This is a genomic window from Streptomyces sp. CLV115, assembly GCF_038448545.1.
GTDB lineage: Bacteria > Actinomycetota > Actinomycetes > Streptomycetales > Streptomycetaceae > Streptomyces > Streptomyces sanglieri.
This window is the reverse complement of the sequence record NZ_JBCEWQ010000033.1, coordinates 1-26,683: the sequence shown is the minus strand read 5'-3', so window position 1 is coordinate 26,683 and position 26,683 is coordinate 1. Positions and strand designations below refer to the sequence as shown.

Annotated in this window: 28 protein-coding genes; 12 read left to right on the top strand and 16 right to left on the bottom strand. The window is 72.6% G+C overall.

Annotated features, from left to right (window positions below):
- Positions 1–121 precede the first annotated feature (121 nt).
- Both AADR41_RS14595 and AADR41_RS14590 read left to right on the top strand, forming a co-directional pair.
- Positions 122–1,336, top strand: coding sequence for a hypothetical protein (locus AADR41_RS14595; protein ID WP_342281811.1), 1,215 nt, complete (start codon positions 122–124; stop codon positions 1,334–1,336).
- A 47-nt stretch (positions 1,337–1,383) separates the two neighbouring features.
- Positions 1,384–2,145 (top strand): SIR2 family NAD-dependent protein deacylase, encoded by a 762-nt coding sequence (locus AADR41_RS14590; RefSeq protein ID WP_342281810.1) that lies wholly within the window; start codon positions 1,384–1,386, stop codon positions 2,143–2,145.
- 30 nt (positions 2,146–2,175) lie between these two features.
- Here the strand turns inward: AADR41_RS14590 and AADR41_RS14585 are convergent, their stop codons facing one another.
- On the bottom strand, positions 2,176–2,580 hold the full coding sequence (locus AADR41_RS14585; protein ID WP_342281809.1) for a (2Fe-2S) ferredoxin domain-containing protein: 405 nt from the start codon (positions 2,578–2,580) through the stop codon (positions 2,176–2,178).
- Positions 2,581–2,917: 337 nt separating this feature from the next.
- On the opposite strand from AADR41_RS14585, the gene AADR41_RS14580 reads away from it, so the two are divergent.
- The gene (locus AADR41_RS14580) at positions 2,918–3,502 is read left to right on the top strand and encodes a TMEM165/GDT1 family protein (protein ID WP_342281808.1); all 585 of its coding nucleotides are present in this window, start codon (positions 2,918–2,920) and stop codon (positions 3,500–3,502) included.
- A gap of 86 nt (positions 3,503–3,588) precedes the next feature.
- On the opposite strand, the gene AADR41_RS14575 is transcribed toward AADR41_RS14580, so the two are convergent.
- The 4 genes from AADR41_RS14575 to rpmB form a co-directional block, all read right to left on the bottom strand.
- Complete coding sequence (locus tag AADR41_RS14575; RefSeq protein ID WP_342281807.1) at positions 3,589–4,113, bottom strand: methylated-DNA--[protein]-cysteine S-methyltransferase; 525 nt, start codon at positions 4,111–4,113, stop codon at positions 3,589–3,591.
- A 19-nt stretch (positions 4,114–4,132) separates the two neighbouring features.
- Entirely contained in the window at positions 4,133–5,605 is a 1,473-nt protein-coding gene (locus AADR41_RS14570) for an AlkA N-terminal domain-containing protein (RefSeq protein WP_342281806.1), read from the bottom strand.
- A gap of 400 nt (positions 5,606–6,005) precedes the next feature.
- A complete protein-coding gene (gene rpsN, locus AADR41_RS14565; RefSeq protein WP_342281805.1) occupies positions 6,006–6,311 on the bottom strand; it encodes a 30S ribosomal protein S14 in 306 nt (101 codons plus the stop codon).
- A complete protein-coding gene (rpmB, locus tag AADR41_RS14560) occupies positions 6,311–6,547 on the bottom strand; it encodes a 50S ribosomal protein L28 (protein ID WP_342281804.1) in 237 nt (78 codons plus the stop codon). Before rpmB ends, rpsN begins: the two co-directional genes overlap by 1 nt.
- Before the next feature lie 67 nt (positions 6,548–6,614).
- Between rpmB and rpmG the strand changes: the two genes are divergently transcribed.
- The 4 genes from rpmG (at position 6,615) to AADR41_RS14540 (ending at position 9,005) form a co-directional block, all read left to right on the top strand.
- Positions 6,615–6,779 carry a 50S ribosomal protein L33 gene (gene rpmG / locus AADR41_RS14555; RefSeq protein ID WP_266687626.1) on the top strand — a complete coding sequence of 55 codons (165 nt, stop codon included), beginning with the start codon at positions 6,615–6,617 and terminating at the stop codon, positions 6,777–6,779.
- 31 nt (positions 6,780–6,810) lie between these two features.
- The gene (locus AADR41_RS14550; protein WP_342281803.1) at positions 6,811–7,065 is read left to right on the top strand and encodes a type B 50S ribosomal protein L31; all 255 of its coding nucleotides are present in this window, start codon (positions 6,811–6,813) and stop codon (positions 7,063–7,065) included.
- Positions 7,065–8,219, top strand: a complete 1,155-nt coding sequence (locus AADR41_RS14545; RefSeq protein WP_342281802.1) for a CobW family GTP-binding protein — start codon at positions 7,065–7,067, stop codon at positions 8,217–8,219. Before AADR41_RS14550 ends, AADR41_RS14545 begins: the two co-directional genes overlap by 1 nt.
- A 285-nt stretch (positions 8,220–8,504) precedes the next feature.
- Positions 8,505–9,005 (top strand): ArsR/SmtB family transcription factor, encoded by a 501-nt coding sequence (locus tag AADR41_RS14540; RefSeq protein ID WP_342281801.1) that lies wholly within the window; start codon positions 8,505–8,507, stop codon positions 9,003–9,005.
- Positions 9,006–9,037: 32 nt separating this feature from the next.
- Here the strand turns inward: AADR41_RS14540 and AADR41_RS14535 are convergent, their stop codons facing one another.
- From AADR41_RS14535 to AADR41_RS14520, 3 genes are all read right to left on the bottom strand, one after another.
- Positions 9,038–10,294: an MFS transporter gene (locus tag AADR41_RS14535; RefSeq protein ID WP_342281800.1), complete on the bottom strand. Its 1,257-nt coding sequence runs from the start codon at positions 10,292–10,294 to the stop codon at positions 9,038–9,040.
- A 448-nt stretch (positions 10,295–10,742) separates the two neighbouring features.
- Entirely contained in the window at positions 10,743–11,234 is a 492-nt protein-coding gene (locus tag AADR41_RS14530) for an NUDIX hydrolase (protein WP_342281843.1), read from the bottom strand.
- A gap of 225 nt (positions 11,235–11,459) precedes the next feature.
- On the bottom strand, positions 11,460–12,875 hold the full coding sequence (locus tag AADR41_RS14520; RefSeq protein WP_342281799.1) for a phytoene desaturase family protein: 1,416 nt from the start codon (positions 12,873–12,875) through the stop codon (positions 11,460–11,462).
- Positions 12,876–13,034: 159 nt separating this feature from the next.
- Here AADR41_RS14520 and AADR41_RS14515 point away from each other — a divergent pair, with 159 nt between their 5' ends.
- Positions 13,035–13,826, top strand: a complete 792-nt coding sequence (locus AADR41_RS14515) for a nucleotidyltransferase domain-containing protein (RefSeq protein ID WP_342281842.1) — start codon at positions 13,035–13,037, stop codon at positions 13,824–13,826.
- A gap of 54 nt (positions 13,827–13,880) precedes the next feature.
- Here the strand turns inward: AADR41_RS14515 and AADR41_RS14510 are convergent, their stop codons facing one another.
- A complete protein-coding gene (locus AADR41_RS14510; protein WP_342281798.1) occupies positions 13,881–14,312 on the bottom strand; it encodes a MarR family winged helix-turn-helix transcriptional regulator in 432 nt (143 codons plus the stop codon).
- Between the two features lie 72 nt (positions 14,313–14,384).
- On the opposite strand from AADR41_RS14510, the gene AADR41_RS14505 reads away from it, so the two are divergent.
- Entirely contained in the window at positions 14,385–15,263 is an 879-nt protein-coding gene (locus tag AADR41_RS14505) for an SDR family NAD(P)-dependent oxidoreductase (protein WP_342281797.1), read from the top strand.
- 15 nt (positions 15,264–15,278) lie between these two features.
- Here the strand turns inward: AADR41_RS14505 and AADR41_RS14500 are convergent, their stop codons facing one another.
- The 5 genes from AADR41_RS14500 to AADR41_RS14480 all read right to left on the bottom strand — a co-directional run bounded on the left by AADR41_RS14500 (position 15,279) and on the right by AADR41_RS14480 (position 22,363).
- Positions 15,279–16,106: an inositol monophosphatase family protein gene (locus tag AADR41_RS14500; RefSeq protein ID WP_342281796.1), complete on the bottom strand. Its 828-nt coding sequence runs from the start codon at positions 16,104–16,106 to the stop codon at positions 15,279–15,281.
- A 63-nt stretch (positions 16,107–16,169) separates the two neighbouring features.
- Positions 16,170–17,975, bottom strand: coding sequence for a gamma-glutamyltransferase family protein (locus tag AADR41_RS14495; RefSeq protein ID WP_342281795.1), 1,806 nt, complete (start codon positions 17,973–17,975; stop codon positions 16,170–16,172).
- A 430-nt stretch (positions 17,976–18,405) separates the two neighbouring features.
- Positions 18,406–18,729, bottom strand: coding sequence for a hypothetical protein (locus AADR41_RS14490; RefSeq protein WP_342281794.1), 324 nt, complete (start codon positions 18,727–18,729; stop codon positions 18,406–18,408).
- Positions 18,730–19,307: 578 nt separating this feature from the next.
- The gene (locus AADR41_RS14485; protein ID WP_342281793.1) at positions 19,308–21,659 is read right to left on the bottom strand and encodes an ABC transporter permease; all 2,352 of its coding nucleotides are present in this window, start codon (positions 21,657–21,659) and stop codon (positions 19,308–19,310) included.
- Positions 21,656–22,363 carry an ABC transporter ATP-binding protein gene (locus tag AADR41_RS14480; protein WP_342281792.1) on the bottom strand — a complete coding sequence of 236 codons (708 nt, stop codon included), beginning with the start codon at positions 22,361–22,363 and terminating at the stop codon, positions 21,656–21,658. Before AADR41_RS14480 ends, AADR41_RS14485 begins: the two co-directional genes overlap by 4 nt.
- 215 nt (positions 22,364–22,578) lie before the next feature.
- Between AADR41_RS14480 and AADR41_RS14475 the strand changes: the two genes are divergently transcribed.
- On the top strand, positions 22,579–23,883 hold the full coding sequence (locus AADR41_RS14475) for a sensor histidine kinase (protein WP_342281791.1): 1,305 nt from the start codon (positions 22,579–22,581) through the stop codon (positions 23,881–23,883).
- Entirely contained in the window at positions 23,880–24,665 is a 786-nt protein-coding gene (locus AADR41_RS14470; protein ID WP_342281790.1) for a response regulator transcription factor, read from the top strand. The genes AADR41_RS14475 and AADR41_RS14470 overlap by 4 nt, the downstream gene beginning before the upstream one ends.
- A 49-nt stretch (positions 24,666–24,714) precedes the next feature.
- Here the strand turns inward: AADR41_RS14470 and AADR41_RS14465 are convergent, their stop codons facing one another.
- On the bottom strand, positions 24,715–25,074 hold the full coding sequence (locus tag AADR41_RS14465; RefSeq protein ID WP_342281789.1) for a Zn-ribbon domain-containing OB-fold protein: 360 nt from the start codon (positions 25,072–25,074) through the stop codon (positions 24,715–24,717).
- A 143-nt stretch (positions 25,075–25,217) separates the two neighbouring features.
- Positions 25,218–25,889: a TetR family transcriptional regulator gene (locus AADR41_RS14460; protein ID WP_342281841.1), complete on the bottom strand. Its 672-nt coding sequence runs from the start codon at positions 25,887–25,889 to the stop codon at positions 25,218–25,220.
- Between the two features lie 145 nt (positions 25,890–26,034).
- On the opposite strand from AADR41_RS14460, the gene AADR41_RS14455 reads away from it, so the two are divergent.
- On the top strand, positions 26,035–26,683 hold a 649-nt coding region (locus tag AADR41_RS14455; protein ID WP_342281788.1), incomplete at its 3' end, for an electron transfer flavoprotein subunit beta/FixA family protein.

Here is a 26,683-nt window from a genome sequence, read left to right as displayed (position 1 = left end):
TGCTGACCGCTCGTCGGCTGGTAGTCCGGTCGACGGCTGCCGGACTCGCGAGTTCATGTGCCATTGGTCCGCAGTGCACGCTCGACCGGCATCATCCGGACTCCACGACAGCGGAGGGATCATGCGTACGCACACGGGACACCTCGGCGGACGACCGGCCACGATCGTCGCGGCGCTCGCCTGTACGGCAGTTGTCGCCATGGCTCCGACGGCACTCGCGGACCCGGCGTCGGCCTCGGCCGCGGCCCGGGCCGCACACAGCAGGCCGCCGCTGTCGGTCGACGGCGGCGCCTGGCAGTCCGGCCATGTCCAGGGCATGGCCATCGACCGCCGCAAGGGCTTCATGTACTTCTCCATGACCAATCTTCTGGTCAAGACCGATCTCAAAGGCAAGCCGGTCGGCTCGGTCACCGGATTCACCGGCCACCTCGGCGATCTGGACTTCGACGAGAAGGACGGCCGGGTCTACGGCTCGCTGGAGTACAAGGAGGCGAAGTCCTTCTACATCGCGATCCTCGACGTCGACCGCATCACCCGGATGGACATGGACGCCCAGTCCACCGGGGTCGTCTCGACCGTCTACCTCAAGGAGGTCGTGAAGGACTTCACCGCCGACATGAACGGCGACGGGGTCTTCGACGGCGACACGGGCAACACCCCCGACCACCGCTACGGCTGCAGCGGCATCGACGGCGTCGCCTTCGGTCCGGCGTTCGGCGACGGGCGCGGCAAACGTGCCGCGAGGCGGCTCACGGTCGCGTACGGCGTGTACGCCAACGCGGGCCGCGCGGACAACGACCACCAGGTGCTGCTCCAGTACGACGTCACCGGGTGGAAGAAGTACGAGCGCCCGCTGACCGAGTCGGCCCCGCACACCAGCGGGCCCGCCCGGACCGACGGCAAGTTCTTCGCGTACACCGGGAACACCACCTACGGCGTGCAGAACCTGGAGTACGACGGGCACAGCGGGAACTGGCTGATGGCCGTCTACAAGGGGACCAAGCCGGGCTTCCCCGGCTACTCGGTCTTCGCCCTGGACGGTGCGCGCAAACCGGTGCGCGGGCCCGTCCGCGGGCAGCAGCGCCCCGAGCAGGGCCTGCTGCTCCCACTGCTGCGCAAGGGCGCGCACGACGCCGCCACGGACACGTACGGGTGGCCGGCGCCGGGACAGTACGGGCAGTACGGCCTGGTGTCGCTCGACGACGGGCGGTTCTACGTCGCGCGCAGCGGCACGCTCCAGGACGGCGGCGTCACCAAGCAGACGGCGCGGGCCGAGCTGAACACCTGGACGGGCCTGACCCCGTCACCGTTCAGGCCCGCCGGTCCGGCGGTCTGACGGAAATCGTCTCGCGGACGGTGACCGGCGCTGCTTAGGCTCTCGGCATGACTCTCGTCGCGATCTTCAGCGGCGCCGGCATCTCCACGGACTCCGGCATCCCCGACTACCGCGGGCCCAACGGTCTGTGGCGCAAGGACCCGGAGGCCGAGAAGCTCGTCACGTACGACTTCTACATGGGCGATCCGGAGATCCGCCGCCGCTCCTGGCTGATGAGGCGCGCCGGCGCGGCCCGGGCCGTGGAACCCAACGCGGCCCATCGCGCGGTGGTGGAGCTGGAGCGGTCCGGCACCCCGGTGCGGGTGATCACGCAGAACGTCGACGGGCTGCACCAGCGCGCCGGACTCCCCGGCCGCAAGGTACTGGAGCTGCACGGCACCGTGCACGAGGTGGTCTGCACCCGCTGTCACGCCCGTTCCGCGATGGCCGAGGCGCTGGCCCGGGTGGACGCGGGAGAGGCCGACCCGTCGTGCACGGTCTGCGGCGGCATCCTGAAACCGGCCACGATCATGTTCGGGGAGCGGCTCGACCCGGTGGTGCTGGGCCGGGCGGTGTCGATCGCGAAGGCCTGCGAGGTGTTCGTCGCGGTCGGTACGTCGCTCCAGGTGCACCCCGCCGCCTCGCTGGCCGGGGTCGCGGCGGACAACGGGGCGCGGCTCATCATGATGAACGCGGAGCCGACCCCGTACGACGAACTGGCCGAGACGATCGTCCGCGAGCCCATCGGTACGGCGCTGCCCGCGCTGCTGGGGCGGCTGGCCTCCGGTACGGAGCCGGGCACGGGTTCCGGCGGGGCTTCCGGGGGCTGAGCGGGCGGGTGGTGCCGTGGTCCGCCGGCCTCAGTGGTCGAGTTGCTGCTGTATCCGCCGCGAGGGGCGGAAGGTGTACAGGTCGAGGATCTCCGGCGGGTCCACCAGCCCCGGACCGCCCGCCTCGACCCAGGTGACGATGTCGGTCACGGCGTCCGGGTCGTTGACCAGGCCGAGCCAGACCGGCCTGCCGCCCGCGCGGCGCCCCTCGGCCGACGGCTGGACCACGATGACATTGGCCCGTTCGCAGGCGTCCAGGCACTCCACGGCACGTACCGTGGCGACCTCGCCGAGCGAGCGCCGCAGCTCGGCGAGCTGGCCGGCGTGGTCCACGTCCGGGATCTTGGGCGTTCCGCAGCAGCAGCCGCGGCAGACGCTTACGGTGGGGGCGGGCGTGCCCCCGGCGGGGGCCGCCCTGCGGGTGCGGCGGCTCATGCGGGGGCGCTTGCGGTGCGGGGGCGGGTGATCACCAGGGGACTGTACCGATCCCCGTCGCCGGATCGAACACCTGCTCTGGGCGGTGAGCGGGTGGGGTAGAGTTGATGGCTGCGAAGGGGAGTAGCCCCGCAAACCGGTCGTCGACACACTGGAGCCCTCGGGTTCCCGGTGGCCGGGCCCGTGGACCGTCACGGGCGGGCGAGACCTTCGGTCAGGTATGACACGCCCGCGTCCAGTGGGCGCCGACGTCATGCCGGGCCGAGTGGTCCTCCGGACGCCCGAGTGGCGCTTCGCGAAAGGCCCGGGGCCCGGCTCTCACAGAAAGCCACCCGGAATGCACCTCGACCCCTGGGCGATCCTCACCGCCTTCGGTCTGATCTTCCTTGCGGAGCTCCCCGACAAGACGATGTTCGCGTCGCTCGCCATGGGCACCCGCATGCGACCGCTGTACGTCTGGTTCGGCACGTCGTCCGCGTTCATCGTCCATGTCGCCATCGCGGTGGGGGCGGGCAGCCTGATCGGGCTGCTGCCCGACTGGATCGTCAAGCTCGTCTCGGCCTCCCTGTTCGGGTTCGGGGCCTTCATGCTGCTGCGTGCCGGCGGCGGCGATGACGACGAGGACGGCGGCACGAAGACGGTGACCGGCTTCTGGCCGGTCTACTCGACCGCGTTCATGGCCGTCTTCATCAGCGAGTGGGGCGACCTCACCCAGATCACCACGGCCAACCTGGCCGCGAGCAACGGCACCTGGTCCACGGCGATCGGGTCCGCGGCCGCTCTGATGTCCGTCTCGGCGCTGGCGCTGCTGGCGGGCCGGTTCATCGCGAAGCGGGTGCCGCTCAAGACGGTCCAGCGGATCGGCGGGCTCTGCATGCTGGGGCTGGCGATCTGGACCCTGGTGGAGATCTTCACCGGCTGACGGCCGCCACGCCCGCAGGTGGCTTCGGGGCGGGCCCGGACCTTGGTGTCCGGGCCCGCCCTCTTCGTTCCCCGGCGCTCGGGATGTCAGAACAGCGCCGGGGTGTCGTCCTGCGTGCCGCTCTCGAAGGCCAGCAGCCGCTGCTTGCGGTCGAGTCCGCCGCCGTAGCCGGTGAGGCCGCCCGAGGCGCCGATGACCCGGTGGCAGGGGACGATGATGCCCACCGGGTTCTTGCCGTTGGCCAGCCCCACCGCACGGGAGGCGCCCGGTCTGCCGAGGTTCTCGGCCAGTTCGCCGTACGAGCGGGTCTCGCCGTACGGGATCAGCCGCAGCTGCTCCCAGACGCTGCGCTGGAACGGGGTGCCGTCCAGGCGCAGCGGCAGGTCGAAGGTGCGCAGCTCCCCGGCGAAGTAGGCGTCGAGCTGGCGGACGGCCTCCCCGAAGGGCCGCGGGTCGGGTTCGCCGAAGGTCTCCTCGGGCGGGCGGTGCCGCTGGCCGGTCATGTAGAGGCCCGCGAGGACCCCGTCGGTGGCGACGAGGGTGAGGGGGCCGTACGGGCTGTCGACGACGGTGTGCTGCCGGTTCGCCGCGGGTGGATGCGGATCGGTCATGGCTGGACTTCCCGGCTTCTCAGGTGGGCAGGTGGTTGATGGGGTGGTCGTCCACGGTCCACAGGTACTGGACCGCGTACGCGCGCCAGGGGCGCCAGGCGGCCGCGCGGGCGGTGAGCGCCGCGGGTGTCGAGGGCAGGCCGAGTTCCTCGGCGGCGCGCCGGATGCCGAGGTCGGTGGGGAGGAAGGCGTCCGGGTCGCCGAGCGCCCGCATCGCGATCACCTCCACGGTCCAGGGGCCGAAGCCGGGCAGTGCGGTCAGTTCGGCCCGCGCCTGTTCCCAGTCGGTGTCGGTGCCCAGGCTCAGTGTTCCGTCGGCGAGTGCGCCGACGAGGGTGGTGAGGGTGGTGCGGCGGCTGCGCGGCAGGGCGAGCTGTTCCGGGTCGAGCCCGGCGAGTGCGCCGGGGTCCGGGAAGAGGTGGGTGAGGCCGCCTTCCGGGTCGTCGACCGGCAGGCCGTGCGCGCGGACCAGCCGGGCCGCGTGGGTGCGGGCGGCGGCGGTCGAGACCTGCTGGCCGAGCACCGCCCGTACGGCGAACTCCGCGCCGTCGACGGTACGCGGCACCCGCCGGCCCGGTGCCTTGCGGACCAGTGGGGCGAGCAGCGGATCGGTGGTCAGCTGCTCGTCGACGGCCTCCGGGTCGGCGTCCAGGTCGAGCAGCCAGCGGCAGCGGCTGATCGCGAGGGTGAGATCGCGGGGGTCGGTGAGGGAGAGCCGGGCGGCGATGTGGTCGGGGTGCGGGGTGAGGGCGGCGATGCCGTGCCCGTACCGCAGGGAGAGGGTGCGGCGGTAGGCGCCGTCGCGCCACTCCTCGACGCCGGGGACGGCGGTCGCGGCGAGGTGGCCGAAGAGGTTGCTGGGGTTGAGCGGGGCGCGGTAGGGCAGCCGCAGCGCGATCACGCCCGGGGTGGCCGGGGGCGTCCGGGACCGGGTGGCGCGGCTGCGCAGCTCGCCCGGGGCGAGTGCGAAGACCTGGCGGACGGTGTCGTTGAAGGTACGGATCGAGGAGAATCCGGCGGCGAACGCGACTTCCGCCATGGGGAGTCCGGTCGTCTCGATGAGCAGTCTGGCGGTCTGGGCGCGCTGTGCGCGGGCCAGGGCGAGCGGGCCGGCGCCGAGCTCGGCGAGCAGCTGGCGTTCGATCTGCCGGGCGGAGTAGCCGAGCCGGGCGGCGAGTCCGGGGACGCCCTCGCGGTCGACGACACCGTCCCGGATGAGCCGCATCGCGCGGGCGACGGAGTCGGCCCGGGCGTTCCACTCCGGGGAGCCTGGGCTGGTGTCGGGCCGGCACCGTTTGCAGGCCCGGAATCCGGCCTGCTGGCAGGCTGCGGCGCTGGGGTAGAAGGTCATGTTCTCGACCTTGGGCGGCACGGCCGGGCAGCTGGGACGGCAGTAGATCCGGGTGGTCAGGACCGCCGTGAAGAACCAGCCGTCGAATCGGGCGTCCTTGGAGCGGACGGCCCGCACGCAGCGCTCGGTGTCGGTGTGCATGGCTCAAGCATCGGTCACCCGGCACGTGGGGGCTGGCGAGAATCCGACATCGACGTCGCGCCGCCAGGAACTCCTCGACGCCCTGCCCCGGGGCCTGCCCGGCGGACCGGGCCCGGCCAAGGGCCCCGGCTCCGGGGCGAGAAGTCCGCGTCGGGGCGTACGCCCCGACGCGGGAGCGGCCGGACTTCCGCAGGCAGCCGTGCGGCACAGGTTCTTTCACCGGGTCCGGGACGGTACCGGGTTTCCAAGAATCGAACCCGGCGGATCAGGTTCCGTGAAGGTCGGCGCCAAGGACCTCGACCGGACCGGGACCGGGGCCGGGCCGGCACCGCTCACCGGCCCGGAGTCCGGCCTGCCGACAGCCCGCCCCCGACGTCGAGCCTCCCGCCCGGCGCGGCTTTCACCAGGAGGACTTGGTGACCCCCGGCAGGAATCCGGCGTGGGCCTGCTCGCGGACGCGGACACGGGAGAGGCCGAACTTCCGCAGATGACCGCGGGGCCTCCCGTCCACACTGTCCCGGTTGCGCACCCGGTTCGCGGCGGCGTCGCGCGGCTGGCGCCAGAGCTCGTCCGCGGCGGCCCGGCGTTCGGCGTCCGTGCTGGACGGCCGGCGCACGATCTCCTTCAACTCGGCGCGGCGGGCGGCGTACCGCGCGACGGTCGCCCTGCGCTGCTCGTTCTTGACGATCTTGCTCTTCCTGGCCATCAGACCTTCCCTCCCCGGGCCCGAATGCGGGCGACGGCCGCCTCGATCCCGATGCTGTCGACGGTCCGGATCGCCCTGGCGGCGAGCGTCAGCCGGACATACCGGCCCCCGCTCGGCAGCCAGTACCTCTTGCGCTGGATGTTGGGGTCGAAGCGGCGCGAGGTGCGCCGGTGGGAGTGGGAGATGTTGTTGCCGAAGCCCGGCCGGGCGCCGGTCAGTTGGCAGTGGGCGGACATGGTGCTACCTGCTTTCCGTGGACAACCACTTGTTGGAAATGGAAATCATTGCCATATAGTAGCGGTCATGGCTCGCAACGAACTACGCCCCGTCGTCAAGCTCCGCTCCACGGCCGGGACCGGCTACACCTACGTCACCCGCAAGAACCGCCGCAGCGACCCCGAGCGCATGGTTCTGCGCAAGTACGACCCGGTCGCCCGCCGGCACGTCGACTTCCGCGAAGAGCGCTGAACCTCCCCCACCGACCCAGAAGGACACCGCCATGAAGCCCGGAATCCACCCCGCGTACGGCCCTGTCGTCTTCCGCGACAAGGCGGCCGGCACCGCCTTCCTCACCCGATCCACCCTGACCGGTCCGAAGACGGTCGAGTGGGAGGACGGCAACACCTACCCCGTCGTCGACGTCGAGATCTCCTCCGCGAGCCACCCCTTCTGCACGGGCACGGCGCGGGTGCTGGACACCGCGGGCCGCGTCGAGCGGTTCGAGCGCCGCTACGGCCGAGGCGGGGCGAAGTGATGCGGGACGGCGACCGGTTGCCCGTGGTGATCGTCGCCGGGCTCCACTCCGACGCACGCAGGCAGGCCGTGGACCGGCTGCTGCACACCGTCCCCGGCAGCGTCGCGCTCCACCACGATCTGTCCGCGGCCGCGGAGGGCACCGTGCGGCGCCTGGTCCGCGACGCGGCGGGCGAGTTGTCGCACGGGCAGACCCCGCTCGTCGACGACTGCGCCTGCTGTGCGCTGCGCGAGGACCTGGTGCCGGAGCTGGAGCGGCTGGCCGCCGACGGGCGGACCCGGCTCGCGGTGGTCGAACTGTGGGACTCCGTGGAACCGAGGGCGATGGCCGAGGCCGTCGTCACGCACGGCGGCGAGGCCCTCGAACTCACCGGTGTGATGACGGCCGTCGACCCCGCCCTGGTGATGCCCTGCCTCGGCAACGGCGACGATCTGGCCGACGCGGGTCTCGCGGCCGCCGCCACGGACCGGCGGACGGTCGGCGACACCTGGGCGCGCCAGCTGGAATACGCGCCGGTGCTCGTCCTCACCGACGACGGGGCGGCCGACGACGAGGACCGCGCGCTGCTCTCACAGCTCCACCCGACGGCCCGTCAGGTGGAGGTCGGTTCCGCGGAACTGGGCCGGCTGGCCGTCGCGGGCTTCGACGTGGAATCGGCGGCCGCGGCCCAGCACCCCGCGTGCGCGCTGCTGCCGCAGGAAGCGGACGAGGCGGGGGTCGCCACCCTCGTCTGGCACCACCACCGACCGTTTCATCCCGAGCGGCTCTTCCGGGCGCTGGAGGAGCTGTGCTGTGCGGCCGCGCGCAGCCGGGGCCGCTTCTGGCTCGCCGACCGGCCCGACACCCTGCTGGCCTGGGACGCCGCCGGTGGTGCGCTCTGCGTGGAGAGCGCGGGACCGTGGCTGGCCTCGCTGCCGGACGCGGCGTGGGACCTGGTGCCTCCGGTCCGCAGGGCGGCGGCCGCCCTCGACTGGCACCCGGAGCACGGCGACCGCTGCCAGCACCTCGTCTTCACCTCCCCCGGCCTCGACCGGGACGCTCTGGCCCGGCTCCTGGAGTCCTGCCTGCTGACCGACACCGAGTACGCCGCCGGCCCCGAGGCGTGGAGACGGCTGCCGGCCCCGTTCGACTCGTTCCTCGACCCGGTCCGCTGACCCCGGGCGGCCGGTCGACTCCCGCCCCGGAAGAGGAGGATCACCACCCGGCGCCGGCCGGCCCCGCCCCCTCGGGCCGGTGCGGATTCCCGGGCCGGCGTCCGGAGCGCCGAGGCACGGGTACCGGTCCGGCGGCGGAGGCGAGGTGGCCCGGGTCGGCGTGGGCCAGGACGTCAGGCTGCCCTCGTCGCGGTCCGCAGTCCGCATATCGCGGGCGGACAGGCGGCCATGCGTCGGTGGCGCCCGAGGTCACAAGATCGTGTCACGAGCTCTTAGGCTCGCGCCATGACGAATCATCGCCGGGACGCCGCCGAGGTACGAGCGAGCGCCCTCGCATCGGGGGTGCGGCTCCGCATCATCCGGCTCACGCGCACGCAGGCCATGACGAACAAGGAGCTGGCCGAGCGGTTGGGCAGAGATCCGGCGACCACACTTCACCACGTACGCAAGCTGGTGGATGCGGGGCTCCTGGAACCGCAGCCCCCTCGTCGGGGGAATCGGGGCGCCAAGGAGATCCCCTATCGGTCCGGGGGTCTCCCCCGGGCCCGAGGACCCCGGAGCGAAGGCCCCGTCGCCGAGGCGATGTTGGAGGCCTTTCTTTCCGAGGCGGGCGAGCTCGACATGAAGGATGTCGATCAGGTCCGTTTCGTACTGGATCTCACACCGGAGCGGCGGGAGGAGTACGAACGGCGACTGGATGAGCTCTTCGAGGAGTTCGACCATGATCCCGTCGCGCCGGACACCGAGCGGACGGCGGTGTACATCGCCCTCTACCCGAGCCTGTGATCGCCGTCCGTCCACAGCTGTGAAAGACGCGCTCAGCCGTGGGAGGGGACCTCGTCCTCCGTGACCGCCGGAAACTCCCGCAGGGTGCGCAGCGGGGACAGGAGGAGTGGCAGAGGGGTCAGGGCGAGCGCGGAGCACGAGACCCACAGGGTGGCCCGGACGCCGATCCAGGCCCCGAGGACACCGCCCAGCAGGCCGCCCACGGGCATCGCGCCCCAGGTGATGAAACGTACGGTGGCGTTGACCCGTCCCAGCAGCCGGCGGGGACAGATCGCCTGCCGGTAGCTGACGTTGACGACGTTGAAGACCGTGGTGCCGTACGCGCGCAGGGCAAGGCCGAGAACGCAGAGAACGGTCAGCGGGCCGGGCTCGGCGAGGGGCACGACCAGCGCCGCGGGCGAGATGACCAGCGGAATCAGCCAGATGGCGCGGGCGGGACCGATCCACTTGGCGCAGCGACCGGCGGTGAGCGCCCCGAGCAACCCGCCCACACTGCTCAGTGCCAGGACTGCACCGACGACGCCCGGCGTCAGACCGAGGTCGCGCGTAAGGAACAGGATCTGCATCGACAGCAGAACCGTGACTGCCAGGTTGGAGAGGGCGGTGGAGACAGTGATGGCCCGTAACGACTCCTCTCCGAGTACGAACCCCATCCCCTCCTTCATCTGTGTGCGTACCCGATTGCCGTCGTGGCCCATGGGCTTGGGCTCCGGGGACCTGATACGGAGCAGCAGGAGGCCGGAGATCAGATGGCTGACAGATGTCGTCAGGACGGCGGTCGCCCCGCCGACCAGTTGCGCGAGCCCGCCCCCGACGCCGGGGCCGGTGACCTCGGCGGCGGAGAGGCTCGACTGAAGCCTGGTGTTGCCCTCCATGAGCTGGTCGCGCCCGACCACGGACGGCAGATAGGACTGGTGGGCAACGTCGAAAAGCACCGTGGCCGCACTGGTGAGCAAAGCCACCACGATGAGTTGAGTGAGCGTCAACGCATCGGCCCAGGCGGCAAGGGGAACGGTGAGAAGCAGGGCAGCCCGGGTGAAGTCGGCCGTCAGCATCACAGGCCTTCGTCGCACGCGGTCCACCAACACCCCGGTGGGCAGGCCGATCAGGAGGAAGGCGGCTGTCCCGGCCGCGGTCAGAACCCCCATCTGGAAGGGCGACGCCTTCAGCGTCGTCGCCGCGAGCAGGGGCAGCACGGTCTGTCCCACGTACGTGCCGAACTGACCGACTGTCTGCCCCGCCCAAAGCCGCCGGAACTCTTGATGGAACCAGAGGGAGTCTCGGTACATGGCTGCCAGCCTGGTGCAAGTGATTGATGATTGCCAATCACTTGGCGCGCAACCACGCATGCAGGACTGTCGCGTGGATACCCTGCGCCGGGCGTCACCGCGAAGGCGTTCCGGGTATTGCAAGTGGCGCCATTCAGACGTCGCTTCGCACGGTTGATTCCGTCGGGGTGAACGGGAGCCGCTGCATCGGCGATTCCGGGAGCCGATCTGCTCCGTCCGTGACGAGGATGAGCCCGGCACAAGTCCGTGATCGTCAACGGGTTCGGGAGCCGCCCCTGCCGGGTGTCATCACGTCTGTGGATGTGTGCCCGCCGTGGCCCGGAGGCGTTGGGCGACAGTCCGGCTGTCCCGGGTCCTGCTGGTCCGTGTCCCTGACAGGCGCGGTTCGGAAGGGCCCGGCCTCGCGTTCGGCCGTCCACTGGTCGGCGGTGTGTCCAAGGGCGTGCGCTCAGCCGTCCACGGGGATCGGTCGGTCCGGTGGGCCGTCGGTCAGCAAGGACGCCAGTAGTCTCGGCAGCTCAGCCGGCCGCAGCACATCCGAGGTCGCGGCCAGTTCCGCCATGGTCCACCAGCGGTGCCCGGTGATCGCGGCCTTCTCGATCTCTTCGAAGGCCGAGGTGTCGATCTGGAACGCAGGCACCCGGGCCACGTAGTAGCGCTGGCGAACCTCATAGGCGACGCCGCCCCGGACCGCTGTCCACGGGTGCCCTCGCCAAATCTCCGGACCCAGCGAGAGGTTCGTCAGCCCGGTTTCTTCTTGCAACTCCCGTAGAGCTGCTTGCTCGTGGCTCTCGCCTGGCTTGAGCCCTCCTCCAGGGGTGAACCACCGAACGGAACCGTCCTCCTTGTTCAGGGCAGAGAACAGCAGTAGCCGGCCGGCGTCGTCCAGCAACACCACGCGCGCGCCCGGGCGCGGCACCAGGCTTCCCTCCGGTTTCATCACCTCATCAGGTTAGAACCGCGGTCCCTGGATGACCAACGGAGTTGGTCACCGGGCTGAGCTTTCACGCAAGTCCGGTCAGAGCCGGATTCGGAGAGCCGGACGAAACTGCGCTCGAAGGCCCAGCGGCAGGTGCCCAGCCCTGTGTCGCGAAGTGGCCTGCGGTGCGCGATGGCCGGCCCGATCCGGCGTTGTCGGACCTGGTCGCGGTAGCTGCCGTGGCCCTCAGGCCGCCCGCAGGCGCCGCCAGACCGCCTTCGCCGCGTGGTGGCCCGACATTCCGTGCACCCCGGGGCCGGGCGGGGTGGCCGAGGAGCAGAGGAACACCGCCGGGTGCGCCGTCGCGTACGGCACCCGGGCGAGCTTGGGCCGGATCACCGTCTGGAGGCCGGAGAACGCGCCGCACGCGATGTCACCGCCCACGTAGTTGGCGTTGCGCTCCGCGAGCCGGGGCGGTCCGGCGATCGCGCGGGCGAGCACCAGGTCGCGGAAGCCGGGGGCGAAGCGCTCCAGTTGCCGTTCGATGACGTCGGTGGCGTCGCCCTCCCAGCCCGACGGGACGTGTCCGTACACCCAGAAGACGTGCCGGCCCTCGGGTGCGCGGGACGGGTCGACCAGGCTGGGCTGTGCGGTGATCAGGAACGGCACGCTCGGATCACGGCCGGTCACGGCGGCCGTCAGCGCGGCGTCGATCTCGCCGGCCGTGGGGCCGATGTGGACGGTACCGGCCCGGCGGGCTTCCTCGGCGGTCCAGGGGACGGGGCCCGAGAGCGCGTAATCGATCTTGAAGCAGGACGCACCGTACCGGTAGCCGCGGTAGGCGTGGCCCAGTCCGGCGATCCGGGCGAGGGCGGTCGGCGAGGTGTCGAAGACGTAGGCGCGGGCGGGCGGCAGCTCGTCCAGGCGCTTGACCTCCGTGCCGGTACGGATCGTGCCGCCCTGCTCGCGTATGTACGCGGCGAGGGCGTCGGAGATGGCCTGCGATCCACCGCGCGGCACGGGCCAGCCCTTCTCGTGGGCCGCGAGCGCGAAGAGCAGGGCGATCCCGCCGGTCGCCAGGCCGCTGGTGGGCGCTATGGCGTGGGCGGCGAGCCCGGCGAACAGGCCGCGCGCCTTGGCACCGCCGAAGCGGCGGGACAGCAGCGAAGCGGGCTGGAGCGCGTCGAGACCGAAGCGCACCCAGCGGTAGGGGTCACGGGGCAGCCCGTCCCACGGGGTGCGCAGGAAGTCCTGGGCGAGGGTGTCCCAGTGGCCGAGGTAGGGCGCGACCAGCCTGCGGTAGGCCCCCGCGTCCCCGGCCCCCAGCGACATGGCGCTCTCCCCCACCGAACCGGTGAGCACGGCGGCCGTGCCGTCCGGGAACGGGTGGGCGAGCGCCAGCTCGGGCTGGAGCCACTGAAGCCCGTGCCGGGCGAGCGGCATCGCGTCGAACGCGGGTGAGCCGATGCCCAGTGGGTGGACGGCGGAACAGGGGTCGTGGCGGAAGCCGGGGAGGGTGAGCTCCTCGGTCCGGGCACCGCCTCCGACGGTGTCCTGTGTTTCGAAGACCTCCACGGCGAAGCCGCGGCGGGCCAGTTCGGCCGCGGCGGTCAGTCCGTTGGGGCCCGCCCCCACGACGACTGCATCGAGCATCGACGGCACCTTCGGACTCCTTCGTCAGCCGACGGCCAGGGCACCCAGGATATTCCGAGGCGCCGACAGCACGGTGGCGGGTATCGTCGCCGCGCCATGAACACACCGAACAGCCGGGCCGTGCCCGCGACAGCCGGCGAAGCCGCCGTGCCCGCCCGTATCGCCGAGATGGCCGCCCGGCTCGGCTCGGTGCCCGGCATCCGTGCCGTCGCGCTGGGCGGCAGCCGGGCCCGCGGCACCCACCGTCCGGACTCCGACTGGGATCTGGGCGTGTACTACCGGGGCACCCCCGATGTGGCAGCGCTGACCGCGCTGGCCCGCGAGGTGCAGGGTTCGCCCGTCGAGGTGGCCGGTCCCGGCGGGTGGGGGCCCTGGGTCGACGGCGGGGCCTGGCTGCGGGTGGACGGCGTGCCGGTGGACTGGATCCTGCGCGATCTGGACCGGGTGGAGGCCGTCTGGGCCGACTGCCGCGAGGGGCGCTTCGAAGTGGGTGTGCAGCCCGGGCACCCGCTCGGGTTCTGGTCGCCCGCATACCCCGGCGAGGTTGCGCTGGGGCGCGTGATCGCGGACCCGCACGGGGAATTGTCGATGCTTCAGGAGCAGGTCCGGGACTATCCGGAGGCGCTGCGCACCGCGCTCGTGGATGCTGCCTGGGAGGCGGACTTCTCGGTGGCGGCCGCCCGCAAGTCGGCCCCCGGCGGGGATACGCTCCATGTCGCGCTGTGCCTGTCCCGGGCGTTCGGCGTCCTCGCCCAGTCCCTCCACGCCCACCACCGCACCTGGTGTCTGAACGAGAAGGGCGCGTCCGCGGCGGCTGCCGCGCTGCCGGACACCCCGGCGCGGTACACGGAACGGATCGGCGGGGCGCTGCGGGGCCTGGACCCGGCGGCGGTGGAACGGGCCGCGGAACTGGTACGGGATGTCCGGGCGGCGCTCGGGCCGGGCGGCGGGGAGCGCTGAGACAGGGCCGGGGCCGCTGCCGGGCGCCGGACGGACGCCCGCGCCCCGGCCCGCTCAGTCCCGCCGGATGGCCGTGCCGCAGCGCGCGAGCAGGGCCCGCAGGGTGTCCCGTTCCTCCGGGGTGAACTCGTCGGCGAGCCGGCGCTCGATCCGCACCGCCCGCTCGTCGGCGACCCGGAGCGCTTCACGGCCCGTGTCGGTGAGCCGGGTCTCCAGCATCTTCTGATGCCACCGGTGCGCGGAGCGGACGACCAGTCCGCGCTCTTCGAGGTGTTTCAGAACCGCCGCCATCGCCTGCGGTGTGACCAGGCAGGTCCGTGCCAGCGCGGCTCCCGAGATCCCCGGGCTGCCGTCGAGGGCGAACAGTGCCGCGTACTGGGCGACGGTGAGCCCCGCGTCCTTGAGAGCGGCGCTCTTGGCCGCCATGAGGACCTGCTCCGCGCGCTTGATGTCCGCGCCCAGGCGTTCGTCGGCGGTCATTCCCATGACGGCGAGCGTACAGCCACGCCCATCGGTCAAGGCTGGATGTTATGTCAAGGTCTTGATATAACCCAATCCATGGACACTCGCTCGGTGAAGAACCGCGCCACGGAGCCCGCTGCCGCGCGGGTCGGGCCGGATCCCGCCTTCGACAGGACCGTTCTGATCACCGGTGCCACCCAGGGAATGGGCCGCCACCTCGCACTCGACCTGGCGCGCCGGGGCGCGACGCTGCTGCTGCACGGCCGGGATCCGGCACGGCTGGACGAAACCGCCGCCGAGGTGCGTGCGGCCGGATCCGGAGCCGCTGTGCGCAGCTACCTCGCGGACCTGGCCGACCTGGACCAGGTCCGGGCCGTGGCAGCCGAGGTACGCGAGCGGGAACCCCGGCTGGACGTCCTGGTCAACAATGCGGTGGCGGGTGGCGGCGCCGCTCCGCTCCGGCGCGAGGTGAGCCGGCAGGGGCATGAACTCCGCTTCGCGGTCAATTACTTGGCGCCCGTCCTGCTGACCCGTGAGCTGTTGCCGCTGCTCACCGCGTCCGCGCCCGCCCGGGTGGTCGATGTGGCCTCGATGGGCCAGGCGCCCATCGATTTCGACGACGTCATGATGGAGCGCGGCTACGAGGGGCTGGAGGCGTACTGCCGCAGCAAGCTCGCGCTGATCATGTCGGTCTTCGACCTGGCGGACCGGATCTCGGACAGCGGAGTCACGGTCAACGCCCTGCACCCGGCGCACCTGATGGACACCCGGGGCGTGCGGGAGTACGGGCTCACGCCGGCCGTTCCGGTCGAGGAGGGCGTACGCCCCACCGTCCGGCTGATCACCGATCCGGCCCTCGCCCATGTCACCGGCAGATACTTCGACCGGTTCACGGAAGCGCCCGCGCATGAGCAGGCGTACGACCCGCAGGCCCGTGCCCGGCTCGCGGCGCTGACCCGTGAGCTCCTGGCCTGACCCGGAGCGCGCCGGTCAGGCCCCGCCGCGGAGCGCCCGGAGGACGCGTTCGACGGTCGCCTCGTCGCGGGCCGCCGTGAACGGCAGGGTGTTGCCGCCGGTGATGCGGTACGGCGCTCCGGAGAGGGTCGCCTGGGCGCCGCCCGCCTCGGCGACCAGCAGCAGGCCCGCCGCGTGATCCCAGGCGTACTCCCAGTTGAAGGCCACCGCGTCCTGCTCGCCGAGGGCCACGTAGAGGTATTCGAGCCCGGCCGATCCGCAGGGCCGGGTCTCGAACCCCTCGGTGCGCAGGCCGAGCAGGGCGCGCTTCTGGGCGTCGGTCGTGTAGTCGGGGTGCGACATCGCCACGTGCAGCACCGCGCCGGGGACGGGCGAGCCGGCGCGTATCGGTTCGCCGTCGAGGGTGGCGCCGCGGCCACGGACCGCGATCGCCATCTCGTCCAGGGCCGCGGCGTAGGTCCACGAGGCCAGGAGCTCGCCGTGGTGGGCGAGGGCGACCAGGGTGCAGAAGCCCGGTTCGCCGCGGACGAACTGGCGGGTGCCGTCGACCGGGTCGACGATCCACACGGGGGCGTCGCCGCCCAGCGCCTCGTACACGGCCGGGTCGGCGTGGACCGCCTCCTCGCCGACGACGACCGAGCCGGGCAGCAGCTCGGTCAGCGCGGCGGTGAGGTGCTCCTCGGCGAGGCGGTCGGCGACGGTGACGAGGTCGTGCGGGCCGTTCTTCTCGACAATCTCGTGCGCGGCGAGCTGCCGGAAGCGGGGCATGATCTCGGCGGCGGCCGCTGCGCGTACCGCTGCCTCGACCCGGGTCAGGTCTCCTGCCAGGAATTCATCGATCATGCCCCCAGCCAATCACGTCCCGCCGGAACCCCGACAACCTGGTCATGTCGGGGAAGTGGCCGCTCAGCGTCCTACGGCGTACCCCTGCATGCCGCGCGGGTTGGCGGCCGCGGACAGCACCCCGGTCTCCGGGTCGCGGGCCACGGCGCACATCCGGCCCTCGGACCAGGGGTCGCCGACGGTGATGTCATGGCCGCGGCGACGCAGCTCCGCGACGACCTCCGGGTCCATGCCCTCCTCGACGGTGACGCTGCCGGGGCGCATCCCGCGCGGGAAGAAGGAGCCCGGGAAGCTGTCGTTGTGCCAGTTCGGGGCGTCGATGGCGCCCTGGAGGTCGAGTCCGCCGCGTATCCCGGCGCGCAGCGCCACCGCCAGGAAGAAGTGCACCTGCCACTGGTCCTGCTGGTCGCCGCCGGGGGTGCCGAACGCCATGACGGGGACGCCGTCGCGCAGCGCGAGGGACGGGGTGAGGGTGGTGCGGGGGCGCCGGCCCGGGGTGAGGGTGTTCGGCAGGCCCTCGTCCAGCCAGGCCATCTGGAGCCGGGTGCCGAGCGGGAAGCCGAGTTCGGGCACGACCGGGTTGGACTGGAGCCAGCCGCCGCTGGGCGTCGCGGAGACCATGTTGCCCCAGCGGTCGACCACATCGACGTGGCAGGTGTCGCCACGGGTCGTGCCGTCCTTGGCGACGGTCGGCTCGCCGACACCCGCCGTCGGGATGCCCAAGGCGTCGAAGCCGCTCTCGCCGGCGGCGACCGCGTGGGCGTGGCCGCTGAGCACCGGGGTGCGGCCGTCCGGGCTGCCGGGGCGCAGCTCGTACGAGGCCTCGGCGGTGACGAGGGCGCGGCGCTCGGCGTTGTACGGCTTGGAGAGCAGGGTGTCCAGGGGTACGTCGGCGGCGTCGCCGTACCAGGCCTCGCGGTCGGCCATGGCGAGCTTGCAGCCCTCGATGAGCAGATGGACGTAGTCGGCGCTGCCGTACCGGGGCAGCTCGGCGGGGAGCAGGGCGAGCTGCTGGAGGAAGGCGGGGCCCTGGCTCCAGCCCGCCGCCTTGGCGAGCGTCCAGCCGTTCCAGTCGTACGTGACGGGCGCCTCGTAGGACGCGGACCAGCCGGCCAGATCGGCGGCGGTGAGGGTGCCGGTGTGGCGGGTGCCGCTGGTGTCCATGGTGGGGCGGGCGGCCTGACGGACCAGTGCCCCGGCGATGAAGCCCTCGCTCCAGATCTTGCGGGCGGCCTCGATCTGGGCGGTCCGGTCCGTGCCGCCGGTCTCCTCCGCCTCGGTGATCAGCCGGCGCCAGGTGGCGGCGAGTGCGGGGTTGCGGAACAGCCGGCCCGTTCCGGGCGCCTTGCCGCCGGGCAGGTACACCTCGGCGGAGGACTGCCACTCGGTCTCGAAGAGTTCGCGGACGGTCTCCACGGTCTGGCCGACCCGTTCGACGGGGGCATGGCCGTGCTCGGCGTAGCCGATGGCGTACCGCAGTACCTCGGCGACGGTCTTCGTGCCGTGGTCGCGCAGCAGCAGCATCCAGGCGTCGAAGGCGCCGGGCACGGCGGCGGCGAGCGGGCCGGTGCCGGGGACCAGGTCGAGGCCGAGGGAACGGTAGTGGGCGACGCTCGCACCCGCGGGGGCCGGGCCCTGGCCGCACAGCACCCGCACCTCGCCGTCCTTCGGCGCCAGGATCATCGGCACCTCGCCGGCCGGTCCGTTGAGGTGCGGTTCGACGACGTGCAGGACGAATCCGGCGGCGACGGCCGCGTCGTAGGCGTTGCCGCCGTTCTCCAGGACCGCCATCGCGGACTGCGAGGCGAGCCAGTGGGTGGAGGAAGCCATGCCGAAGGTGCCCTGAAGGGTGGGCCGGGTGGTGAACACGGATGCGACTCCTTGCTGCGGCGTGCGGAAGGGGTGGAACGGATCGTATGTACGGGGCGGTCGGGCGGCGGCGTCCGGTGCCGCGCCGTCGTCGCCGACGAGGTGGCGGGAGACCTGCCGGGCGTCGGGGAGTGCACGCGGCTTCGGGACCTCGGTGCGGCACCGCTCGGTGGCGAGCAGGCAGCGGCTCCGGAAGCGGCAGCCCGGCGGGAGGGCCGGCGGGCCGGGGACTCGCGGTGCGGCGCGATGCGTTCGCGGGAAGGCTGCTCGACCGGGTCGGGGCCTGGGACGGGGCATGGGGCAGGGCATGGTGGGACCGGGGCGGCGGAGCCCCTGCCGGACTCGTCGACGAGTCCGACGGCTTCTCCGCGTCCGATGGCGACGGAGACGCCCTCGACGGCGCGACGGTGCCGCCGCAGGAGGCGGCGGGTCAGCGGTCGAAGGCGGCGAAGGCGGCGAAGCAGCGGTCGGATTCCGCTGACGATCGGACGAGCGTGGCGCGGGCCCCCATGTCCGGATGGCCGGCCAGCGCGGCGACGAACGGCAGCGCGGCGGTCGCGACGGCGGTCACGCCCCGGAGGTCCGGCGCGACACAGTCGGACAGCGGGCCGCGGTCCTCCTCGGTCGCCGACGCCCCCTTGTCCGCCGGCCTCCGCGGGGCGCGCCGCGACTCCGCAGCGGCGTCGCGCCCGAGCTCCGACTCCAGCTGCTCCCACGGCAGTTCGTCCAGCATTTCGCCCACGGTGCGTGCCACACATCCCCCTCGTCGCATCACGGCGTCGCCGCCCCGCCGCGTCGCCGCCTCGCCGCCTCGACCGTCCGGCTCCCCGCCGGACATCCTGTCACCACGGAGCGGGGCGTCCTGGACCGCGCACCATAGGCGGGCGGGCCCGCACTGTTCAGTCGCCGCTGTCAGCGCGGGCGCCGGAGCCGGCATCGGCCTGTGCATGCGCCTGGTCCGCAGCGGCCAGGGCGCCCGGTACGCCGCTCATGCCGCCCGGACGATGGTCCTGCCCCACCGCGAGGGTGGGCAGTTGCGGGTGCGCGGCGCCGCCGCATCCCACGCGGATCGACGGCACACCGGCCCCGTCGCCGGAGCGGGTGGCCGGGCGGCCCGGCGAACAACGGCCGTCTAGGACCCGGCCGCGCACGCGGGCCTCTCGGTGCGCGCCCTCGTCCGCCGCGCCGGACTCCCCTCGGCCACCTGCCTCCGCAGGTGCTTCCTCAACTCTCCGGGGCACAACACCGGGCACACACACCGCCGGGCGTTCCGCGCCGGGCCGGGCCGCGATGACGACCGCCCCGTGCTCGGGGCACCAGGAATGTGACGTCCTATTCGGTGCGCAGGGCCGTGGCGGTCCGGGCCCCGGCAGCCCAGCCGGCGGGCAGGAGCGCCCCCAGGACGGCGATGAGCAGCCCACCGAGTGCGAGCGGGAACAGTTCGGCCGCGTGGTGGACGGCGATGACGGAGTCGGGGAGGCGCAGCCCGACGCTGTCGCCCATCGCGGGGAGGACCCGGCCGTGCAGGGCCACGCCGAGCGGCACCCCCAGACCACCGGCGACAAGGCCGGTCACGACGACCGAGGTGAGGACCGTCACGATGGTCTGACGGGGCGTCATGCCGAGTGCCTTGTGGACGCCGATCTCCCGGACGCGCTCGCGGGTGTCGAGCAGCACTCCGTTCAGGACGCCGAGCGCGGCGACGGCGACGAGCATCAGCGTGAGGATCACGGACAGCGTGTTGAGCGTGACGACCATGTCGCTGCCGCCGTCGGGCCCGCCGGCCCGGGCGGTCACCCCCAGCGGCGCCAGGTCCTTGTTCAACGCGTCGACGTAGCCGGTCACTTCGGTGCCCGGCGTGACCACGAGGTGATGGCTCGTCTCCGTCAGGTCGGGATGTGCGGCGGCGAGGGTCGAGACGTCGGTGAAGACCTGCATGCCGTCGTTGCGGGGGTCGAGGACCTCGCCGACGATGCGGACCGTCACCGGCTCGGCCAGACCGTTCAGGGTCACGGTGGCGCCGATGCGGGTGCCGGTGGCGGCCAGGAAGGGGGTCGGGACCACGGCCTCGCCGGGCCCGTCGATCCAGCGGCCCGCGACCATCGTGTAACCGCCCCAGGAAGCGTCGCCGGTGAAGGCGATCACGTCGGTGGTGCCGTTCAGACCGGACACGGTCGCCCGGACCCGCGCGGCGCGGTAGTACTCCCCGGTCCCGGCGGCGGCCTCGATGGCAGCGGCGACCGCGGCCGGGTCGGCCCTGGACCGCTTCCCGGGGCCGGGCCCACCGGGTCCGAAGTCCGGCGCGGGCACGGGCACCACGACATCGGCGGCGTCGTGGGCCTTGGCCTTCATCACCTGACCGAGCGAGGCACCCATACCCACGGTGAACGTGACGGCGATCGTGCCGAACAGGATCGCCGTGCCCATGGCCAGTGCGCGGGCGGGCCGCGCGAAGGGCCGGGCCAGGCCCAGGGCGACCGGCTGCGGCAACGGCAGCCGTCCGGCCAGGCGGGCCGCCCACCGGCCGCGCCCCGCCGAAGCGGTACGCCCGACGGCCAGCGCATCGACCGTACGCAGCCGGCCGGCCCGCCAGGCCCCCGCCCACCCGGTCGCCGCCACCAGGCCGAGCACCCCGGCGATCACCCCCAGGTCGACCTGGGGGGCTACGGCCAGGGAGGAGGTGCCGTAGATCTCCCCGGTCTCGGCCAGCACGGGGACGGCGAGCAGGTGGCCGGCAAGGACGCCGAGGACCGTACCCGCGGCGGCCGGGATCAGCGCCTGTCCCACGTAGGCCCGCACGACCTGGGCCGGGGTGAAGCCGACGGCCTTGAGGATGCCGATGCGGCGCGTCCCCGTGCCGACGGCCGACGCCACGACGTTGCCGACGACGAGCACCGACATGATCAGGCCCAGGGCGCCGAACGCGATGAGGAACGGGACGTAGAGGGCGGTGTCGCGCTCGGCGCTCTTCCTGACGGTGAGCCATGACTGTTCGCCGGCGGCGGCTGTTCCCGGTGGCAGGGATTGCCTCACGGCCCTGCCGCCCGCGGTGATCCGCGCGACGGTGTCCGCTTCGGTGAAGCGGTAGAGCATCTGGTAGCCACCACCGCCGGGCGCCGTGAGCGCCGGCATCTGGGACGGAACCACCCAGGCGTCAGCGGTCCGCGTGACCGAGCGGGCCACACCTACCACCGTCAGTGTCGGGCCGCCGGGCAGATGGGAGAAGGCGATTCTTCTGCCCAGGTCGGGGATGAGAGAGGAGTCGGCGGACAGCACGACCTCACCGGAACGGGTGGGCCACCGGCCGTCGAGCAGCGCCACCTCGTCCACCTCCCGCCCGGGACCGGAACGACCGGCCACGGTCATCGGCCAACCGGGGCCCGCCCCGTCCTCCCGCGGGGTCACCGTCGCCGTACGAAACGGCCCGGCCGCACCGCTGACCCCCTCGGTCTCCCTGGACTCCGAGAGTTGCCCGGCACTCACCTCGCCCGCGTCGAACTGCACGGCCAGATGCGCGCCGTGCTGCCGGGCGAAGGCGTCGTCGAAGGGCGCGCCGGACACCACGAGCAGCGAGCCGCCGAGGACGGAGGCGGCCACCGCCATCATCGTGGCGAGCCCGATCACCAGCGTCTGCACCCGGCGTCGTCCCACCCCCGAACGCACCACCTTGCCGAGCGCGCTCATCGCACGGCCTCCGGGGCGACGGAGGCCGACCGGACGTCCTCGGTGATCCGGCCGTCGGCGATCCGGACGGTCCGGTTCGTGCAGGACCGGGCCAGAGCCAGGTCGTGGGTGACCACGACGACGGTCTGGCCCTCGGCGTTGAGGCCGGCGAGCAGCCTGCTGACGTCCTGTCCGGCGGCCGTGTCCAGGGCCCCGGTCGGTTCGTCGGCCAGGAGCAGCGCGGGCCGGTTCATCAGCGCCCTGGCCACCGCGACGCGCTGCCGCTCGCCGCCGGACAGCCGCCCGGGGTAGGTGCGGGCGTGCCGGTCGATGCCCAGCAGTTCGAGGAGTTCCACCGCCCGGCGGTCCGCCTTGCCACGCGCCGTGCCCGCGAGGCGCGCGGGCAGGACGACGTTGTCGGTGACGGTCAGATCGTCGAGCAGGTTGAAGAACTGGAAGACCATGCCGATCTTCGACCGCCGGTAGAGCGCCGATCCGGCCTCGCCCAGCAGGTCCACCCGCACCCCGTCCACGGTGACGGTCCCCGTGTCCGGCCGGTCCAGGCCCGCGATCAGATTGAGCAGCGTGGACTTGCCGCTGCCGGAAGGGCCGAGGATCGCGACGGCCTCGCCGGGCCGCACGGTCAGCGACGCCTCGTGCAGAGCGGGCGGACCGTCGTCGTACCGGCGGCTCACCTCGCACAGTTCGATCACCGGCATGGTCATGAAGGGCTCCTCGGGTACGGGCGGTCGGCTGCGTGAACGCTAGGAGCCGGCCGGGCCGTTGCGCGTCGCCCGCCCGAACCCCATGCGGTACCGAGCCGGTACGAGCCCCGAAGCCGTCATCCCTGAGATGTAGGCGGGCGATGTATCCGGTGCGGCGGCAACGACCGTCGAGACGGACTCCCACGGCTCCGCCCGGCGGCGACAATGAACCGGTGATGACCGTACGTACGACGGTGGAGCAGCTGCGGGATGCCGCCCGCCGCACCGTCCGCGACGCCGGGCTTCCGAGCGGTCCGCCGCTGCGGCCCGCCCGCCGCGCCCGGCAGTTCGACGTGCTGGTGGCACTGACGCTCGGAGTCGTCACCGTCTACTACGGCATCGACAACGCCGGCAACGTCGTGGTGCGTGAGATCGCGCCGGGCGTGGAGCACGTCATGGCGCGGCCCTCCGGCCCCGGCGGACTGGCCTTCATGGTGACCCTCGCGGCGATCGCCTCGGGGGCCCTGGCGCTGCGCCGCCGCTACCCGCTCGCCGTGCTGTGCGTGGTGACGGCCGCGACGCTGGCGACACCGCAGAGTGTCCTCAGGCTGACCTTCTACGCGTTCGTCGTCGCCGTCTACAGCGCCGCCGTGTACAGCCCGTACCGGGTGGCGGCCCTGGCGGCGCTGCCGGTGTCGGTCGTCCTGGTCGGCACCGCGGGGAACTCGGTGACACCGATCGTCCCCAACGAATACATCGCGCTGCTGATCCTGATCCCGATGGCCGTGGCCGCGGTCGGCCTGCGCACCTGGAAGATCCGGACCGACGAGGGCCGCACCCGGCTCTCCGCCCTGGAACGCGAACAGGCCGAGGTGCTGCGCCGGGCCGTCGAGCACGAGCGGGCCAGGATCGCCCGCGAACTGCACGACGTCGTCACGCACAACGTCAGCGTGATGATCATCCAGGCCGGTGCCGCCCGCAAGATCATGAGAACCTCCCCCGAGCAGGCGGGCGAGGCACTGCTCGCCGTCGAGTCGGGAGGGCGGGCGGCCATGACCGAGCTGCGGCACGTCATGGGGCTGCTCACCATGGCCGACGAGGGCGAGGGAGCGGACGAAGGTGCAGGCCCGGCCGATGCGGCGGCGGAGCTGGCCCCGCAACCCGGCCTGGGCCAGCTGGAAACGCTGGTCGGACGGGTCCGGGACACCGGGCTGCGCGTCGATCTGACCGTGACCGGCCCGTCCCGCCCCCTCCCGCCCGGCCTCGAACTCGCCGCGTACCGCGTGGTCCAGGAAGCCCTGACCAACACCGTGAAGCACGCCTCCGGCGCCACCGCCGCCGTGACCGTCGCATACGGACCGGAACGGCTCAGGGTGGAGGTCACCGACAGCGGTGGACACCCGGGCGCGGCCGCCGGAAGCGGCCGGGGGCTGATCGGTCTGCGCGAACGCCTCGCCGTCTACGGCGGAACCCTGAACACCGGCCGCCGTCCGACCGGCGGCTACCGTGTGGAGGCCCTGATCCCCCTGGAGACACCGTGACCGAGCCGCTGCGTGTGCTTCTCGCCGACGACCAGACCCTGGTCCGCACCGGATTCCGGTTGATCCTCGGCGCCGACGGCATCGACGTCGTCGCCGAGGCGACCAATGGGGCCGAAGCGGTCGAAGCGGTCCGCCGCACACGCCCCGACGTGGTGCTGATGGACGTCCGGATGCCCGAGATGGACGGTCTGGAGGCCACCCGCCGCATCCTCGCCCCTCCCCGGGCCCACGACTGCGTTCCAGCAGGGCGGACGCCGCTCCCCGACAGCCCCCGAGTCATCATCCTGACCACCTTCGACCTCGACCGATACGTCTACGCGGCACTGTCCGCCGGGGCCAGCGGCTTTCTCCTCAAGGACGTCACCCCCGAGCAGCTGACCGCGGCGGTCCGCACGGTCCGCACCGGCGACGCCCTGCTCGCCCCCGCCATCACCCGCCGCCTCGTGCAGCGTTTCGCCGGGGGCGAGCATCGATACGGCACCCGGCACGACAGCGAAACCGCCGCCCTCCACCGCGACCTCGACGCGCTCACCCCGCGCGAACTGGAGGTCTTCGGCCTGCTGGCCCGCGGGCTGAGCAACGCCGAACTCGCCAACCGCCTCCACCTGGCCGAGACGACCGTCAAGACGCACGTGGCCCGCATCCTCGCCAAGCTCGGGCTGCGGGACCGTGTTCAGGCCGTCATCGTCGCCTACGAGACGGGGCTGGTCAGCGCCGGTGAACGCGAGGCCACCGAGCGGACGACCGAGCGGTCCGCCTGGCAGCCCACCGGGCCGGCGTAGACCGGCGCCCGGCCGTGATGTCACGTCCGGCCCGGCCCCGGGGACCCCCTCAGAACCAGTCGTCTTCCCCGGGCGGCTCGCAGAGCTCGAAGACCACTTCGCCCGTGTCCGCACCGTCCGTCACGACGGGTCGCACCCGGGCGCCGACCGACACCCGGTGCGGTGCCGCGCCCACGACACGGCAGCGGAACACGAAGCCCTCGGGGAGCCGGACGAGCGACTCGTTGCGCGCGGCCTCCGTGTAGCGGTGGACGACACCGGACCTGACCACAACACCCAGGCCGGCGCTGCGTTCGGGCTTCAGGTCGCCCGACGCGCACACCGGGCAGAGCAGCCTGCGGAAGGAGGCCGTGCCGCACCAGCGGCACCGGTTGTACTCCAGGCCGGCTTCCTCATGCACCGTCTGCACGGTGCCACTTGATGACTGGGACACGTTCGACCCCCTGCGCTCGGCTCGGATGCGCCGCACCTGCGCGTCGGCGCGTCCGCACCATAGGGCACTGAGTGCCGAACAGTAAAGACACTCAGTGCCAGTTCAGACGGGACCGGGGCTCAGTCCTGCCCGATGGCCGACTCGATCTGCTGCACCACGCGCCACATCGGAGCGCCCTTCGAGGCGACCATCACCACCACGTCGCCGTCCACCGAGGGCGCGGCCCGGCCCTCCTCCGCCGCACTCCCCCACACCCGGTGCACCATCGCCAGGGCGTGGTCGACGGCGGCCTCCGCGTCCCCCTCGCCGCCCGAACGCAGCCAGGTCCGCAGCCCGTTGTTGTGCGCGGCGACCACGGACGCGGCGATCACCTCGGCGCGCAGCGCCCCGTCGCCCGACTCGCCGTACCTGCCGCGCAGATATCCGGCCATCGTCTGCTCGTACCGCCGCACCACGGACAGTTCGTAGGTGCGGAGCCCGGGGACCTCCCGGGTGAGCCGGTACCGCTGGACGGAGAACTCGGGATCGGCGGAGTACATGCGCAGCACCAGCCGGGCCGCGTCGCTCACCGCGTCCACCGGGTCGGCGTCGCCGGCCCGCCCCAGGAACGCGGTCATGTCGGCGAGGCACCGCTCGTGGTCCGGGAAGACCGCGTCCTCCTTGGACGGGAAGTACCGGAAGAACGACCGTCGTCCGACCCCGGCCCGCGCCACGATGTCGTCCACCGTGGTCTGCTCGAAGCCCCGCTCCAGGAAGAGCTGGAAGGCCGCCTGGGCGAGCACCTCCCGCATCGGTGCCTTCTTCGCCGGTCTGCGCGCGTCAGTCATGCCGGGAACGTAGCACCGGAAGGCGCATTCTGGCACCAGGTTCCTTTACAGAGGGTACTGAGTGCCATATTGTCATCCCTACGAACCACACCCAGGTAGGAGAGCCGGCGTGAGCTTGAGGATCGTTGTCTGTGTGAAGTACGTGCCCGACGCCACCGGTGACCGGCATTTCGCCGATGACCTGACGGTGGACCGTGAGGATGTGGACGGTCTGCTGTCGGAGCTCGATGAGTACGCGGTGGAGCAGGCGTTGCAGATCGCGGACGAGGCGGACGAGGCGGAGGTCACCGTGTTGACGGTGGGTCCGGAGGATGCCAAGGACGCGTTGCGCAAGGCGTTGTCGATGGGTGCGGACAAGGCGGTTCACGTCGAGGACGACGGTCTGCACGGCAGTGATGTGATGGGTACGTCGCTGGTGCTGGCGAAGGCTGTGGAGAAGGCCGGGTACGACCTGGTGGTGTCGGGGATGGCGTCGACGGACGGGTCGATGGGTGTGGTTCCGGCGTTGCTGGCGGAGCGTCTGGGTGTGCCGCAGGTGACGTTGCTGTCCGAGGTGTCGGTCGGGGACGGGGTGGTGCGGGGCCGTCGTGACGGTGACAGTGCTTCGGAGCAGCTGGAGGCTTCGTTGCCGGCGGTGGTGTCGGTGACGGACCAGTCGGGTGAGGCGCGGTATCCGTCGTTCAAGGGGATCATGGCGGCGAAGAAGAAGCCGGTCGTGTCGTGGGATCTGGACGATCTGGGGATCGGGTCGGACGAGG

What these genes read in the sequence shown, in the direction of transcription:
- AADR41_RS14595 (WP_342281811.1), top strand. Translation starts at nt 122, where the DNA reads ATGCGTACGCACACGGGACACCTCGGCGGACGACCGGCCACGATCGTC.
- AADR41_RS14590 (WP_342281810.1), top strand. Translation starts at nt 1,384, where the DNA reads ATGACTCTCGTCGCGATCTTCAGCGGCGCCGGCATCTCCACGGACTCC.
- AADR41_RS14585 (WP_342281809.1), bottom strand. Translation starts at nt 2,580, where the DNA reads ATGAGCCGCCGCACCCGCAGGGCGGCCCCCGCCGGGGGCACGCCCGCC.
- AADR41_RS14580 (WP_342281808.1), top strand. Translation starts at nt 2,918, where the DNA reads ATGCACCTCGACCCCTGGGCGATCCTCACCGCCTTCGGTCTGATCTTC.
- AADR41_RS14575 (WP_342281807.1), bottom strand. Translation starts at nt 4,113, where the DNA reads ATGACCGATCCGCATCCACCCGCGGCGAACCGGCAGCACACCGTCGTC.
- AADR41_RS14570 (WP_342281806.1), bottom strand. Translation starts at nt 5,605, where the DNA reads ATGCACACCGACACCGAGCGCTGCGTGCGGGCCGTCCGCTCCAAGGAC.
- rpsN (WP_342281805.1), bottom strand. Translation starts at nt 6,311, where the DNA reads ATGGCCAGGAAGAGCAAGATCGTCAAGAACGAGCAGCGCAGGGCGACC.
- rpmB (WP_342281804.1), bottom strand. Translation starts at nt 6,547, where the DNA reads ATGTCCGCCCACTGCCAACTGACCGGCGCCCGGCCGGGCTTCGGCAAC.
- rpmG (WP_266687626.1), top strand. Translation starts at nt 6,615, where the DNA reads ATGGCTCGCAACGAACTACGCCCCGTCGTCAAGCTCCGCTCCACGGCC.
- AADR41_RS14550 (WP_342281803.1), top strand. Translation starts at nt 6,811, where the DNA reads ATGAAGCCCGGAATCCACCCCGCGTACGGCCCTGTCGTCTTCCGCGAC.
- AADR41_RS14545 (WP_342281802.1), top strand. Translation starts at nt 7,065, where the DNA reads ATGCGGGACGGCGACCGGTTGCCCGTGGTGATCGTCGCCGGGCTCCAC.
- AADR41_RS14540 (WP_342281801.1), top strand. Translation starts at nt 8,505, where the DNA reads ATGACGAATCATCGCCGGGACGCCGCCGAGGTACGAGCGAGCGCCCTC.
- AADR41_RS14535 (WP_342281800.1), bottom strand. Translation starts at nt 10,294, where the DNA reads ATGTACCGAGACTCCCTCTGGTTCCATCAAGAGTTCCGGCGGCTTTGG.
- AADR41_RS14530 (WP_342281843.1), bottom strand. Translation starts at nt 11,234, where the DNA reads ATGAAACCGGAGGGAAGCCTGGTGCCGCGCCCGGGCGCGCGCGTGGTG.
- AADR41_RS14515 (WP_342281842.1), top strand. Translation starts at nt 13,035, where the DNA reads ATGGCCGCCCGGCTCGGCTCGGTGCCCGGCATCCGTGCCGTCGCGCTG.
- AADR41_RS14510 (WP_342281798.1), bottom strand. Translation starts at nt 14,312, where the DNA reads ATGGGAATGACCGCCGACGAACGCCTGGGCGCGGACATCAAGCGCGCG.
- AADR41_RS14505 (WP_342281797.1), top strand. Translation starts at nt 14,385, where the DNA reads ATGGACACTCGCTCGGTGAAGAACCGCGCCACGGAGCCCGCTGCCGCG.
- AADR41_RS14500 (WP_342281796.1), bottom strand. Translation starts at nt 16,106, where the DNA reads ATGATCGATGAATTCCTGGCAGGAGACCTGACCCGGGTCGAGGCAGCG.
- AADR41_RS14485 (WP_342281793.1), bottom strand. Translation starts at nt 21,659, where the DNA reads ATGAGCGCGCTCGGCAAGGTGGTGCGTTCGGGGGTGGGACGACGCCGG.
- AADR41_RS14480 (WP_342281792.1), bottom strand. Translation starts at nt 22,363, where the DNA reads ATGACCATGCCGGTGATCGAACTGTGCGAGGTGAGCCGCCGGTACGAC.
- AADR41_RS14475 (WP_342281791.1), top strand. Translation starts at nt 22,579, where the DNA reads ATGACCGTACGTACGACGGTGGAGCAGCTGCGGGATGCCGCCCGCCGC.
- AADR41_RS14460 (WP_342281841.1), bottom strand. Translation starts at nt 25,889, where the DNA reads ATGCGGGAGGTGCTCGCCCAGGCGGCCTTCCAGCTCTTCCTGGAGCGG.